Genomic DNA, 14,268 nt, shown 5'->3' on the forward strand with positions numbered 1-14,268 from the left:
GGCGTCTAACCTAGCGTTGGCCTTACACTTTGAGGCATTCATACAAGGACTTGTGGAAGGAATGAGAAAGTGAATCAAAAAAGAAAAATGCTGGCCCGATCGGGACTGCGTAAACTCGTCGCGCTACCGCTACTTGCTGCGCTTGCAGCCGGGACGGCAGCTGTGCCTGGCGATGCGACTGCTGCATCTACCATTCAAATTTATCTGGACGGGCAGCAGTTATCTTCTGACACGCCCCCTTATATCGTAGCTAAAGCGAATGTGACGATGGTGCCATTACGAGTCGTGAGCGAAGGCCTTGGGGCCTCGGTTAGCTGGTCCAGCAAACAGCGCCGGGCCGACATCACCATGTCTGGTAGCGCGATTACACTCACCATGGGACAAACCTACGCTCTTGTGAATGGAACCCGGATCAAGCTAGACACTTCTGTCCAGATGAAGGGGAATCGGACCATGGTGCCGCTTCGTTTCGTCAGCGAACAGTTGGGCCTAGTAGTCGATTGGAACAAAGGCGCACGGACCATCCGTTTGACTTCGCCGGGTGGAGAGGGAGGCGAACCCCCGCCTGGAACGGGAACAGGTACGCCGCCCGGAACAGGTACGCCACCCGGAACAGGGACAGGTACGCCACCCGGAACAGGTACGCCGCCTGGAACGGGAACGAACCCTGGCGCTGTCGTGCCGGGCCCGGGTAAACCAGCCAAGCTGCGCGGTGCCTGGATCTCGACCGTTTACAATTTGGACTGGCCGACTGCTGCCTCCGCTAAAGCACAGGATAGTGCCAAGCAGAAGCTGGAATTCACGCAGCTGCTGGATGAGCTTAAAGGAATGGGCATGAATGCGGTATTCGTGCAAGTGCGGCCAGCAGGCGATGCGCTGTATCCGACATTGCTCAGCCCGTGGTCAGCGTTTTTGACGGGTAAGCAAGGCTTGAAGCCGAATTATGATCCACTAGCTTTCATGATCGAGGAAACGCATCGGCGGGGCATGGAATTCCATGCTTGGTTTAACCCATTCAGGGCTTCAACTACTACCGATCCGGCGCAGCTGGACCCTCTCAGTCTCGTCCGCCAGCAGCCTGAGTGGATCGTTAACTCCGGCGGTAAGCTCTACGTCAATCCGGGAATACCGGCTGCCCGGCAAGCCATTATTGACGCCATTACGGAAGTAGCGGCCCGCTATGATGTAGACGGCATTCATCTGGATGATTATTTTTATCCATCGGGGTCGACTTTTGATGATGAGGCAATTTACAAGCTATACAGCGCTGGTACGCTGATGTCCAAGGCCGACTGGAGGCGCTCCAACATCAACGCATTCGTGCAGGAGCTGGATCGGTCCGTCAAAGCGGCAAAACCTTCTGTGAGCTTTGGCATTAGCCCGTTTGGTGTGTGGCGCAACAAGTCAGTCGATCCTACCGGCTCAGATACAAAGGCAGGGGTCACGACGTACGATAGCATGTATGCAGATGTGCGCCTATGGGTGCAGCAAGGCTGGATCGACTATGTCGCTCCACAGATTTACTGGAGCTTCGCTCATCCAACCGTACCTTACGATAAAGTCGCAGAATGGTGGCTCAAAACAGTGAAGGGAACCGGTGTAGACTTGTACATCGGCCACTCGCCTTACAAGCTCGGCACATCGGAGTCAGGCTGGCAGTCATCTGCCGAAATTACGCGCCAGCTAGACTACAACCAGCTCACAGGTGCTGTGCCCGGCGAGCTGTTCTTCAGTGCCAAAGACTTACGTCGCAATCCGCTCGGCATCGCCGATGCACTGCGATCCTACTACGCTGACGCCGACTAGGGTCTAGCAGCCGCCAATCGGTTCCAAGAGCTGCTTTCAGCTTCAGTGGGCTCGCTGACGCCGAATAATGTTTGCAGCCATTCGGCTACTGAAGTTGCTTACGGTTCCAGTAAGCTCATCTTTTGCAGCAAGCAAGAGACTGCCACATAGCAAGCACGCATAGCAAGCACACATAACAATCAACATCTGGGGAGCGGCAAGTTATACCGCTCCGTTCCATCGGCTCAAGAATAGCCCGCTCCGATTTCCGGAGCGGGCTATTCTTTTGCTCAAAAAGCTCAGGAAACAAGAAATGTTCTGAGGGGCGCTTGTCCGTTGCAGAATGGCCTGTCCGGCATATGATATTCCATATTTTAGAAAATGGAGGGATCGAATATGTCTACTTGGCTTGATTCTAGAGCCTCACAAAACGCAAGTTATGGCAGCTCGATCGCTATTCCTATTCCCACGTCGGGCAGCTTGCAACTAGTCGCACAGCAAACGCTCAATCTCGCGCTCGGCACTCCCGGCAACACACGGGTAGAGTTTGCCGGAACGGTGACGTTCCAGCAGCCGAGCACACCTGTTGATGCGATGGTCACCATTTATGTAATGAGGGGGCTAACCTCTGGGGGCGTTGTCGTCTTCTCGCTCAGTGAGCAGATTCTGGCAGCCCAGACGGGCCCACGCGCAGTCAGTTTCAACGGCTCAGACTTTGGAGCGCCGGTGAGCGCCTCTGCCGCTTACTCCGTGTTTGCCACCTCTAGCTTAGCTGGAATGCTTCGTGTCGGACCGGAAAGCTTCAACTTTAGCGGTTATAGCAACTAAGTTTAGGGAACCGACTTTTCATGAAGAGTCTGCAATCCACATATAGTGGAAGATGGTCGAATCCGTTCCGAGGAGGGAACCCGTTTGACGGATGTCGGAATTGTCATGCCGGTATACAAGCAAAAGCCCGAATTTCTGGCTATAGCTATTCAATCGGTGCTTGCCCAGACCTACCAGAAGTTTCGCTTTATCCTGGTTATTGACGGTGCACCGGAGATGGAACCTCTCGTTCGAGCGCAGGTTGGGCAGGATCAGAGAGTGGAGGTTCTCTCTTATCCAGACAACAAAGGTGTGGCGCATGCGCTTAATACAGGTTTTGAGCCGCTACTGGAAGATGATCGGATTCAATACCTGACTTGGGTTTCGTCAGATAATAGTTATGACCCTCATTATTTAGAGGTGCTACGGGCCGCTTTAGTCCAAAGTCTGCCTGAGCTTGGCCTTGTGTATAGCTCCTTTCGCAGCATTGACGACGAGGGACGGCAGTTAATGTCCGAGGCTGAGCTGGCTTCAATGCGTCATTATCAGTCCCAGTCGGAGGAAAAGCTGCTGGACTCTTCTATAGTAGGCATTTCTTTTATGTACAAATCGAGTTATGCCCGGTTAACTGGTCCCTACGGTATGCAGCCTGTTGAGGACTATGACTATTGGCTGCGGCTGACCGAACACTGCCGGATGAAACATCTACCGGTGGAACTGGTCGATTACCGGGTGAATTCGTCCTTCAGTATATCGGCTTCTCTGAAGTCTGAACTTGCCCATCGGCGCTGGCGTTATGCCTATCATCTGACTCGGCATCAGGCGCGGAAACGGCGAGGAGTCTCCTCGCCGTTGACTGTATTGTTCCCACTTGTGCATGCGAGGGAGCATGAGGTCGCCATCATGGAAAATGTGTATGAGCAAACATATAGCAACTACACCTTCACAGTGCTGGATTTATCCGAGTCAGGTCAGCCGACCGAATTGCTTTCCAGCATTTCACATCCAACGACGAGCTTTAATTCATTCCCAGGGATGAAAGTTACAAATTCCTTGCTGTACGCGTCTTATTCGATATCAACTCCGTATACGCTCGTACTCGGACCGAAGCTGTTCGAGGCGGCCGTAGACCTGCAAAACTTGCTGGATCACGCCAATCAAAAAGGGCAACCGAATGAAATCTCCTGGTTTTTTCCACAGGGAAAAATACCGAGGCTTCCCAGTAGCCGGCTAAGCTCGGGGAATGGGTTAGTCGACAAGCCGGACATTTTTCACGAGGTATTCCGCACGAAAAGCCTACAACAGCTGCTCAATAACATCGTGAATGGGGGATGATGATCCACCAATGCTCCGACCACCGATTATGACAATGTGAAGAGGGAAAAGGCATGATCCACGTGGGTAACCACGGGACTATGCCTTATTTTTTGCCGGAGCGAAAGATGGATACAATCATATACAAAAACATAACGGCGGCAATCGTGAAGCCGATTTCTAGTACGGGAAAACGGGAGAGCAATCCGGGCTGTCGTCCAACGGACGAGCCGATGACGAGGCCGGCCATGATGATGCTGAAGCTGAGCAGCACGATGCTGAAGCTGAGCCGTCCGCTGATGCGGTCGAGCTTTTGCATCATGCGGTCCACATCCCGGACCGACAACTCAAGCGGCAGCTTGCCGCGAGCCAGCAATCGGCCAAAACTTCGCAGCCGGGAGGGCAAATCTGCGAGCAAATCTACATATTCAGCGGCGTAGTTAGCGGCTGATTCCGCTAGCCTGTCCGGTTTCAACCGTTCTAGGAAAAGCTTTTTGCCAAAGGGCTCCGCCACAGCTACAACGCTGAATTCTGGATCAAGCGAGGTGATGACGCCTTCGAGCGTCAGCAAAGCTTTGCCGAGCAGCATGAAGTCGGCTGGCATGCGAATTCGGTGGTGGTAAGAGACATGGAATAAGTCGGTCACTGCTTCTCCCAGGCTGATATCACTAAATGGTACTTGGTAATACTTTTCGCGGAGATGATCGACATCGCGCCGCAGCTCCTGCCAGTCGACGGAGTCCGGGATCAGGCCCATTGCCTCGATCGCTTTAATCACACCGTCCGTGCTCTGACGGCGCAGCGCGATGATCAGTGAGGCGAAATGGCCTTTCAGGCCTGGCGTTAGCCGACCCGTCATGCCGAAATCGAGCAGCCCGATGACCGGAGTGGGACTTGAAACGGCTTCCGAGTCGCGATGCTTGCTGCCTGAGGCCTGGGGCATGACCAGTACATTGCCAGGATGGGGATCAGCGTGAAAATGCCCGGAAATAAATACTTGCTCCAAAATGAGGTTTGCCACCGCTTCGGCGATCTCCGTTAAATCGTAGCCAGCTTGCTCTAGAGCCTGCACGTCATGCAACTGTATGCCATGCATGAACTCCATCGTGAGCACACGCCGGGTCGATAGATCCCACCAGATTGATGGAATATGCACGTTTGAACGATCGGTGAAATGGGACGCGATCCGCTCGGCGCTTCGTCCCTCCAGCGTATAATCTAGCTCGGCCGTCAGAGACGAGCTAAGCTCCTCCACAAGCTCGACCGCGCCATACTGCTTGGCCCAGTGCAGTCGATGCTCCGCTATTCGGGCCAGGTTGCGTAGAATTTCCAGATCGGTCTCCACTGTTTTACGGATGCCAGGACGCTGCACTTTGACGGCGACTTCCTCCCCGGAACGCAGCCGCGCGTAGTGTACCTGGCCAATAGAAGCCGCGGCAACAGCCTCCTTGCGGAAGTCGCGGTAGACCGATTCCAGCGGTGCTCCCAGCTCTTCCTCAAGCACTCGTTTGATTTCATCGAACGGAACTGGTGGGACTTTGTCCTGAAGTTTTTGCAACTCGGCAATGATATCCGGAGGGAAAATGTCATGCCGGGTGCTGGCGATTTGGCCAAGCTTGACGAAGGTCGGACCCAGCTCTTGCAAAAAAGACCGGAGGCGTTCTCCGGTCGTACGCACCTCGCTATGATGCCGGCTCTCCACGCTGCGCCAGTGGGGGATGAGCTTCATCAGGCCAAGCTCCCGGACGAAATAACCAAAGCCATTGCGTGCAAAGGCAAGCGCGATCTCGCGATAGCGCTGCAAATGGCGCAGCTGGCGTCCGAGCTTCATTCTCCCTTGCCGTGCTGTGACTCGCTGGAATCCGTCCGGTACAGCTCGGCTCCTTCCGTTGTTTCATGCCGAGGCGTCTCGGGGTGGGCGACTAGCGGCACGTCAGGGCCGGCTTTGCCGGTACCCTCATAGGCTCCATTATCGAGCTGAGCGTCAGTAGGAACGGCGGCGGCTGCATATTCGGACGAGAGGCCGAGCCGGGATTCTAGCTCCGCGATGCGCGATTCTAGCCTGTTGAGCTCGCCGCGATGAACGAGTTGCAGCTCATCAGCAATGTCCTTGACCCGCTCACGGATAAATGTCTCCATGCTGCTGCGGGCTTCCTGTCCCCGTGAAATCATGTTGCTGACAAACTGCTGTGAATCGGCCTTGCTCATGTCGCTTCTGGATGACAGCTCCTGCGCGAGCTTCTCTGCCTGCTCTCTCGTGGAAGCGGCCAGACCAAGTCCGAGGGAAAACGCTTTGTTCAAGAGGTCTTTCATGAATTGACACCTGCCTTCTTCTCATAGTCGCAAGCTAACATCTATGCCTATACTTCTTCATTATACTTCAGTGTGCTGGGTTAATCATCCAGTGCTGGTTCAGTGCCGCAGCCAGCGGGACAGGCCCTTCAGCCATCCGCTGCCCTTGCTCTCATTAGCGGCGGGCGAGGCAGAGCTTGCTCCTTCCGCTGGCGCAGTGTCAGCGGCGTCGGCCGTTCCGGCCTTGCTGCCGTCGCAGGAGCCGATCGGCTCCGTTCCAGCGACGAACAGCTCCATGCGCCAGCCACTGCAGCCAGGGCCGTAGCGCAGTCCGCTGGCGGGATCGACCGCCACGCTGACGATGCCGTCCGGCACCGTGAACGGCCGCGCCGGTCGGCCGGTAAGCGCATGCTCCGTAAAAGCGGCGAAAATAGGCGCCGCACGGTGCGACTCCGCCGTTGTCAGTTGGCGGCCCTTATCGTATCCGGTCCATACCGCCGTCGCCAGGTCCGGCGTATAACCGACGAGCCAGGCGTCGTCAGCCGTCGTACCGGTTTTTCCGGCGACAGGACGGTGGATCATGGCTGAGACGCGGCTGCCGGTGCCGCCGTTCTCGAACACGCTCTCCATGAGGCTTGTCAGCACATAGGCATGGGCAGCGTCGGCGACACGCGACAAGCGCGGCTCGGAGCGGTAAAGCACCTCGCCTTTGCTGTCTTCGACGCGCAAAATCGCGGTTGGTTCGGCGCGTACGCCACCTGCGGCTAGCGCGCTGAAGGCCGAGGCCATCTCAAGCGGGCTGGCAGGATAAGTGCCCAGCGCCAGAGAGGGCAGCGGCTGCATATCGCCATCCAGGCCGAGCTGCCGTGCGGTGGCGACAACCTTATTCGCTCCAATACGCATGATGGTGTTGACCGCGTAGGTGTTGTCGGAGCTGGCAATGGCGTCGCGCATTGTAATATCTCCACCAGCGTAATGATCGCGGTAGTTGCGCGGGGAATACGTTTTACGGCCGCCATCATAGGTGAAAATCGTCGGTGCGCTGGTGAACGGCGTCACGGCGGTCATGCCGCTCTGCAGCGCGGTCAAATAGAGAACTGGCTTGAACGAAGAGCCGGGCTGCCGACGAGCGAGCGCTCGGTTGAACGGCCCTTTGCGATAATCTCGCCCCCCGACCATAGCCCGGATATATCCGGTCTCCGGCTCGATGGCGACAAGCGCCGCCTGTTGCTCGGAGCTTGAGGGAAGGGCGTCCTGCATGGCAGCCTCAGCCGCCTGCTGCATGGCAGGATCGAGCGTAGTGTAGATGCGAACGCCGCCCTCGCTGATCAGATGCTCGTCCAGTCCAAGCTCATCAACTGCTGTTTGCCGTACATAATCGCGAAAATAAGGCGCGCCTCCGTCTGATCCAGCCGGCTGCAGCGTCTTCAGCTCAAGCTTCTCGGCTTTGGCGGCCGCCGCTTGCTCCGGCGTAATCGTTCCCGCTTCCTGCATCGCAGCAAGAATGAGCCGCTGCCGGTGAACGGCATTTTCCATATTCATATAAGGCGAGTAATATTTCGGCCCTTTAGGCACGCCGGCTAACATGGCGCTCTCAGCCAGCGTCAGCTCGGAGGCGTGTTTACTGTAATACATTTTCGCCGCCTTCTCGATGCCGTAAGCTCCATGCCCGTAGTAAATCTGGTTGAAATACTGCCCCAGAATCTCCTCTTTGCTCAAATTCATTTCGAGCTGGGCGGTGTAGGCGGCTTCCTTGATTTTGCGTTTCCAGGTGCGCTCATGGGTCAGGTACAAGTTGCGGGCAAGCTGCTGGGTAATCGTACTGGCTCCCTGGCGCGCTCGGCCACTCTCCAGATTGACGAGCGCTGCCCGCGCCATGCTGCGTAGATCAAAGCCATTATGCTCGTAAAAGCGCCGATCCTCGATCGCGAGCGTTGCGTCGATGAGGTAAGGGGAGATGCGTTGTAGCGGCACGCTTTCCCGGCTTTGGCCGGCATGGAACGAGTCCAGAAGATTGCCTGAGGCGTCATAGATTTGCGATACCTGCGCAGCAGACGTAGCGGGAAGCGACTGCAGGCGCAGTGTCAGCAGTAGGACACTGAGACCGAGCAGCAGCAGGGATAAAGTCGTTCCCGCCAGCAGCGCCGCAAGACGGAGTAGGCTGCGGACGCGTGGGAAGCGGATGGCCCATTCCCCTGCTGTTGGACTCCTCTTGCTGGCTGGCGAGCTAACCAACTCACCCAAGGGTCGCTCATTGGCGCCTGGTATATTCTTGTTACGGATTGAGCTGGACGGCCGCCGACCGCGGAGCTTGGCCCGCAACGTTTTCAGCAGTGCCGCCAGCGGGCGAAATAGAGACTCCAGGGCCGATTTGCGGCGTGGGGATGAACGTTTGTTCACGAGTGTTTCCTCCCGAGGATTCGACATTATTTTCCATAGTATGGATATTGGGAGGGGCTGTTATACGGCCGTCTTTAAAGTGCTGTAAAACAAGGAGGAAAGGTTTGTGTTGAGGGGGGTATTTGACTATAATACAGGTTGAACCGTCGACCTTAAGGGGGCCAGTCCGACAAAAGCTACTTTTGTCGAATCGCCTTTCGAATGGGAGGAATGGATGCGTAAGAGCCTTTTGCAGGCATCCCTGCGCTTCGAGTTCTCGCGCTTGAATATATGAACCTGATATAGATTCTTGCTGCTCCGCCGCGCACGCCCGCCGTCCAAGGACGGCGGGTGCGTGCCGCTCGGGCCGGCCGGCAGGCCGGGGCGGTCCTCCGATGGACGGGCCTCCCGTCCCCAACTTGAAGAAGAAAGAAGGGACTTTTACTATGGAATTATGGTACACAGAGAAACAAACCGAGTCGTATGGCATCACTGCTAAAATCAAGGAAACCTACGTCAACGAGCAAACGGATTTCCAACAGCTCGCCATGATCGAAACCGAGGAGTTTGGCACGATGCTCGTGCTCGACGGCATGGTCATGACGACTGACAAGGACGAGTTCGTTTACCATGAGATGGTTGCTCATCCGGCGCTCAATACGCATCCGAACCCGGAGCAAGTGCTCGTTGTGGGCGGCGGCGACGGTGGCGTTATCCGTGAAATCCTCAAACATCCTAAAGTAAAACGCGCCGTGCTCGTCGACATCGACGGCAAGGTTATCGAATATTCCAAGAAATATCTGCCGAACATCGCATCCGGCCTCGACGACGCGCGCGTCGAAGTGCATGTGAACGACGGCTTCATGCATATCCATGACCACAAAAACGTCTACGACGTTATCATGGTCGACTCCACTGAGCCGGTCGGCCCTGCAGCCAACCTGTTCACGCGCGGCTTCTACCAAGGTATCTACGAGGCGTTGAAGGAAGACGGCCTGTTCGTTGCTCAAACGGACAACCCTTGGTTCAAAGCTGACCTGATCACCAGCGTTAACCGCGATGTTAAGGAAGTTTTCCCGATCGTACGTGTATTCTGGGCTAATGTACCAACCTATCCGTCCGGTCTTTGGACATTCACGATGGGTTCCAAAAAATATGATCCGCTCCAAGTTGATGAGACGGCGATTCCAGAGCGCGAGACGAAGTACTACACGCCGCGCCTGCACAAGGCTGCATTCGTGCTGCCTAAGTTCGTCGAGGATCTGGTGAAATAATGAAAATTGACCAAAAATACTCCGGCAACGTTTTCATCCTGAGCTCCGAGAATTATGAAGCATCGCGTGCCGTCATTTACGGCATGCCGATGGACTTCACCGTGAGCTTCCGTCCCGGCTCCCGCTTTGGGCCGCCTCGAATCCGCGAGGTATCGATCGGCCTGGAGGAGTATAGCCCTTACCTGGACCGCAGCCTTGAGGACATCGAGTACTTCGATGCCGGCGATCTGCTGCTGCCATTCGGCAATGCTGCCCGTTCGCTGGACATCATCGGCGAGTTCGTAGCCGGCGTGCTGGCTGATGACAAAATGCCAGTCGGTCTCGGCGGCGAGCATCTCGTTAGCTGGCCGATTTTCCAGGAGGTTTACAAGAAATACCCGGATCTCGCGATCATCCACTTTGATGCTCACGCCGATCTGCGCGAGTCGTACGAAGGTGAGCCATTGTCCCACTCCACGCCGCTGCGCAAGGCGGCTGGTCTGATGGGCGGCCAGAACATTTACCAGTTCGGTATCCGTTCCGGCTCTCGTGAGGAGTGGCAATTTGCCCGCGAGAATATCAACTTCCATCCGTTCGAAGTACTTGAGCCTTTGAAAAAGGTTCTGCCAGAGCTGGAAGGTCGTCCCGTCTACCTGACGATCGACATCGATGTTCTCGACCCTTCCGCTGCGCCGGGCACCGGCACGGCGGAAGCAGGCGGCATCACGAGCAAGGAACTGATCGACGCGGTTCACGCGATCGCGCGTTCCGGCGTGAACGTTGTCGGCTGTGACCTCGTGGAGGTAGCGCCAGCCTATGACCCAACGGAGCAGACGCAGATTGTCGCTGCCAAAGTCATCCGCGAAATGCTGCTCGGCTTCATTAAGTAAGCAAAATTCAGCCCGGCTATTTGGAGCCGCGAGCTCGTTGTCTGCAAGTCCCCGTCTCTTCTCTCCCTTTGGAGAGAAGGGTGGGGATTTTTTTCGCCTGCTTTGCTTGGACCTCTATTTCTTTGGCCATACTGGCTGATAGAATACAAGGAGGTGCATGAGCGCTATGGGGTTGCTGCCGATTCACGAGCATTTGGCGGAGCTGTGGACCATCCGCGAACGCCGTCCGCTTAACGTTGAGGAGCAAGCGGACTTTGAGCATTGTCTGGCGGTGAACGCCTCCCATTGCAGGCGTCTGGCCAATTTGTACAATATGTCTCTGCTGGCGTCCATGACGGACGATACAGAGTGGCATCACGAAATATGCGGCAAAATCGAGAAGCTCGACGGGACGCCACCCGCCTTCCGCGGCAAAAACGGCCAGGTATAGCCGGAGCCCCTAGATCTGTCGGCTCTGCTCTCATTTGCCGCCAAGGAGGGGTTAAGCTGGACGAGGATAAGGTTTATTCTTTTCCGCCGCTTGTTCAGCCCGGGGCGACCGTGCTTGTACTGGGCAGCATGCCCGGCGTAAAGTCGCTGCAGGAACAGCGTTATTACGCTAATGATCGTAACTATATGTGGCGCATCCTCTATGCTCTATCGGGCCGAGTGCCGGATGAGGGTTATGAAGATCGACTGGCATATGCAGCGAGCATCGGCGTCGGTATGTGGGATATGATCAACTCCTGCGTGCGCCCGGGCAGCTTGGACATGAATATTCGGGATGCCGTGCCCAATGATTTGGTGGGGCTGGTGCAGGCGTATCCGTCCCTGCGTGCACTTGTGTTTAATGGGACGAAGTCCTTTGCGACGTATCAAAAACACTTCAAAAACCATCCCGATTTGGCGGGCTTGGAACTTCTGCGGATGCCTTCCACGAGCCCGATTCCTACACCGGCTATGCGTACGTTAGAGGATCGACTGGCGGAATGGATCCGCTTGAAGCCATATCTGCGCGGCTCTGCCGGGCTCTAGGTGGGGCGGGAACTACTTTTAATGGGGCTTGATCCAACATGGGAACGAGAACATACTCTGATCTACAGAGAGCGCGTGCCGTCTGACTGTACCCACAGCCGGACGGCTTTTGCTGTTTTTGGATTCCGTACATCATATAGGAAGGTATCCCAGGAATAAGGCTTGAGAGGTCCTTTACCCCTTCCAATGCCTGAATTTTGATCAAAAAAGGTTTGTGAGGTCCGTTAGAATCAAAGTTAGTTGTGGGGCGTTATTATGGAGCCTTATACAAGGAACGAAGTCGGCGTAGTTGATTGAAACTTAGAGCTATCCTGTATATAGTTATGGAGATAAAGATGCATGACGCCGGCCATTGGGGCGGAGAGGTTGCGGATTTAACATGGAACAGTGGAATGAAGAGGCTCCAAGCCCGCCGCAAGGCGACGGCAGGCGCGAGGTAACCATCACCGTGAGCAGCACGCAGGACGGGCAGCCAGCCCCTGTCGTGAAGCATGTTGGGGTATTGATTCCCAAAGGTCGGACGCTATACATCCGCTATGAGGAGCAGGACGAGCTGCACGGCTCGGTGCGCACGATGATCCGCTGGAACGGGGAGGAGCTAACGCTCACCCGCAGAGGCGGAGTGGAGTCGGATCAGACCTTCGCGGCCGGACAGGCGCGCGGAGGGCGGTACAACTCGGCGCATCTTTCGTTTCCGCTAGTAACGGAGACGGAGGATTTGTCGGTGACAATGGCGAGCGACGAAGGCCTATTGCCGCTGACGCTCGGATGGACGTACCGATTGCGTATGGAAGATCAGTTAAGCGGCCGCTTTCAATTGCGGCTTACGATACAGGAGGCTAACCAATCATGAGTCAGAACGTACTTGAGCAAGTATACACAACGATCCGCGAGGGAATCGCCGATGCGGTAGTCGCCGCAGGTCTGGCAGCCCGCGAGGATCTGCCTGAATTCGTACTGGAGGTGCCGCGGGACAAGTCACATGGCGACCTGGCGACCAACGCCGCGATGCAGCTGACCAAGCTCGCCCGCAAAAATCCGCGCCAAATCGCCGAGGCGATTTTGGAACATTTGGACCACAACAAAGCCTCCATCCTGTCGGCAGATATCGCCGGCCCGGGCTTCATTAACTTCCGCCTGGATCGAGCTTATCTGTACCCGGTCATCGGCCAGGTTCAGTTGGCAGGTGAGAACTACGGCCGCGCCGAAAGCACCGGCAAACGCGTCGAAATCGAGTTCGTCAGCGCCAATCCAACTGGCAACCTGCATCTTGGCCATGCCCGTGGAGCCGCAGTCGGCGATGCGCTGTGCAATGTGCTTGATTTTGCTGGTAATGAAGTGACACGGGAGTACTACATCAATGATGCGGGCGCGCAGGTGAACAACCTTGCCAAGTCAATCGAGGCCCGCTACCGCCAGCAACTCGGCCAACAGGCGGAGCTTCCCGAGGATGGCTACCACGGCGAGGATATTATCGGGTTTGCGCGGGAGTTGTCGGCGGAGCGTGGAGATACTCTGCTCGCCATGACCGACGAGGAGCGTTTTGCCTTTTTCAAGGCGTACGGTTTGGAGCGTGAACTCGGCAAGATCAAGCGCGACCTGGAGCGTTTCCGCGTTCCGTTTGATCTTTGGTACAGTGAGACCTCCCTGTATGAAAAAGGCCTCGTGACACAAGCCTTGGACGCATTGCGCGAGAAGGGGCAGGTCTATGAAGAGGAAGGCGCGACTTGGCTCAACACGACCGCTTACGGCGACGACAAAAACCGCGTCCTCATCAAAAATGACGGCTCCTACACGTATTTGACGCCAGACGTAGCTTACCACCGCGACAAGTATGGCCGTGGCTACGACACGATGATTAACATTTGGGGCGCTGACCACCATGGCTATATTCCGCGCATGAAGGCCGCTATGGAAGCACTCGGTAACGATCCTAATAAGCTGGTTGTATTGATTGCCCAAATGGTCAGCCTGTTCCAAAATGGCGAGAAGGTCAAAATGTCCAAGCGTACGGGCAAAGCCGTCACGATGGAAGATTTGATGGACGAAGTTGGCGTAGATGCAATCCGCTACTTCTTCACCATGCGCAGCATGGATTCACATTTGGACTTCGACATGGATTTGGCCGTGTCCACCTCCAATGAGAATCCGGTCTACTATGTCCAGTACGCTCATGCCCGCATCTGCAGCATTTTGCGCCAAGCCCAAGAGCAAGGCGTCGCTTTGCTGTCGCTGGACCAGGTAGAGTTGCCTCGCCTGACCTCGGAGCATGAATATGACCTGATGCTCAAGCTGGCTGAATTCCCGCAGGAAATCCGCCAGTCGGCGGAGCAGCATGCGCCGCATCGCCTGGTCCGCTATGTGTATGAGCTGGCTTCCCAGCTGCACAGCTACTATCGTGCGGAGCGCGCCATTACCGAGGATGCGGCTCAAACGCAGGCCCGGCTGGCTCTGCTGGACGCTGTTCGTACCGTCATCGCTAATACGCTACGCCTGATCGGTGTCTCTGCGCCTGATCGTATGTAGCCCATTCC

At 56.0% G+C, this 14,268-nt stretch carries 12 protein-coding genes; 9 read left to right on the forward strand and 3 right to left on the reverse strand.

Translation table 11 applies throughout. The features are described 5' to 3' along the window. Positions 1 to 87 precede the first annotated feature (87 nt). From CGZ75_RS17455 to CGZ75_RS17465, 3 genes are all read left to right on the forward strand, one after another. Entirely contained in the window at positions 88 to 1,806 is a 1,719-nt protein-coding gene (locus tag CGZ75_RS17455) for a family 10 glycosylhydrolase (protein ID WP_089525952.1), read from the forward strand. 375 nt (positions 1,807 to 2,181) lie between these two features. Further along, positions 2,182 to 2,613, forward strand: a complete 432-nt coding sequence (locus tag CGZ75_RS17460) for a hypothetical protein (protein WP_089525508.1) — start codon at positions 2,182 to 2,184, stop codon at positions 2,611 to 2,613. Positions 2,614 to 2,697: 84 nt separating this feature from the next. Beyond that, positions 2,698 to 3,927, forward strand: a complete 1,230-nt coding sequence (locus CGZ75_RS17465) for a glycosyltransferase family 2 protein (protein WP_089525509.1) — start codon at positions 2,698 to 2,700, stop codon at positions 3,925 to 3,927. 85 nt (positions 3,928 to 4,012) lie between these two features. On the opposite strand, the gene CGZ75_RS17470 is transcribed toward CGZ75_RS17465, so the two are convergent. The 3 genes from CGZ75_RS17470 to CGZ75_RS17480 all read right to left on the reverse strand — a co-directional run bounded on the left by CGZ75_RS17470 (position 4,013) and on the right by CGZ75_RS17480 (position 8,598). Then, a complete protein-coding gene (locus tag CGZ75_RS17470) occupies positions 4,013 to 5,737 on the reverse strand; it encodes an ABC1 kinase family protein (protein WP_176444900.1) in 1,725 nt (574 codons plus the stop codon). Further along, a complete protein-coding gene (locus CGZ75_RS17475; RefSeq protein ID WP_089525510.1) occupies positions 5,734 to 6,219 on the reverse strand; it encodes a phasin family protein in 486 nt (161 codons plus the stop codon). The genes CGZ75_RS17470 and CGZ75_RS17475 overlap by 4 nt, the downstream gene beginning before the upstream one ends. Before the next feature lie 99 nt (positions 6,220 to 6,318). Further along, complete coding sequence (locus CGZ75_RS17480) at positions 6,319 to 8,598, reverse strand: transglycosylase domain-containing protein (RefSeq protein WP_245850902.1); 2,280 nt, start codon at positions 8,596 to 8,598, stop codon at positions 6,319 to 6,321. Positions 8,599 to 9,023: 425 nt separating this feature from the next. On the opposite strand from CGZ75_RS17480, the gene speE reads away from it, so the two are divergent. The 6 genes from speE to argS all read left to right on the forward strand — a co-directional run bounded on the left by speE (position 9,024) and on the right by argS (position 14,260). Further along, positions 9,024 to 9,851, forward strand: a complete 828-nt coding sequence (gene speE, locus CGZ75_RS17485; RefSeq protein WP_089525512.1) for a polyamine aminopropyltransferase — start codon at positions 9,024 to 9,026, stop codon at positions 9,849 to 9,851. Next, complete coding sequence (gene speB / locus CGZ75_RS17490) at positions 9,851 to 10,720, forward strand: agmatinase (RefSeq protein ID WP_089525513.1); 870 nt, start codon at positions 9,851 to 9,853, stop codon at positions 10,718 to 10,720. The genes speE and speB overlap by 1 nt, the downstream gene beginning before the upstream one ends. A 166-nt stretch (positions 10,721 to 10,886) precedes the next feature. Continuing rightward, the gene (locus CGZ75_RS17495; protein ID WP_090780348.1) at positions 10,887 to 11,150 is read left to right on the forward strand and encodes a DUF7667 family protein; all 264 of its coding nucleotides are present in this window, start codon (positions 10,887 to 10,889) and stop codon (positions 11,148 to 11,150) included. Then, a complete protein-coding gene (locus CGZ75_RS17500; RefSeq protein ID WP_089525514.1) occupies positions 11,084 to 11,734 on the forward strand; it encodes a DNA-deoxyinosine glycosylase in 651 nt (216 codons plus the stop codon). The genes CGZ75_RS17495 and CGZ75_RS17500 overlap by 67 nt, the downstream gene beginning before the upstream one ends. A 379-nt stretch (positions 11,735 to 12,113) precedes the next feature. Continuing rightward, positions 12,114 to 12,587: a YwiB family protein gene (locus CGZ75_RS17505; protein WP_089525515.1), complete on the forward strand. Its 474-nt coding sequence runs from the start codon at positions 12,114 to 12,116 to the stop codon at positions 12,585 to 12,587. Further along, complete coding sequence (gene argS / locus CGZ75_RS17510) at positions 12,584 to 14,260, forward strand: arginine--tRNA ligase (RefSeq protein ID WP_089525516.1); 1,677 nt, start codon at positions 12,584 to 12,586, stop codon at positions 14,258 to 14,260. Before CGZ75_RS17505 ends, argS begins: the two co-directional genes overlap by 4 nt. Positions 14,261 to 14,268: the final 8 nt, after the last annotated feature.

This window comes from Paenibacillus herberti, assembly GCF_002233675.1.
Taxonomy (GTDB): domain Bacteria; phylum Bacillota; class Bacilli; order Paenibacillales; family Paenibacillaceae; genus Paenibacillus_O; species Paenibacillus_O herberti.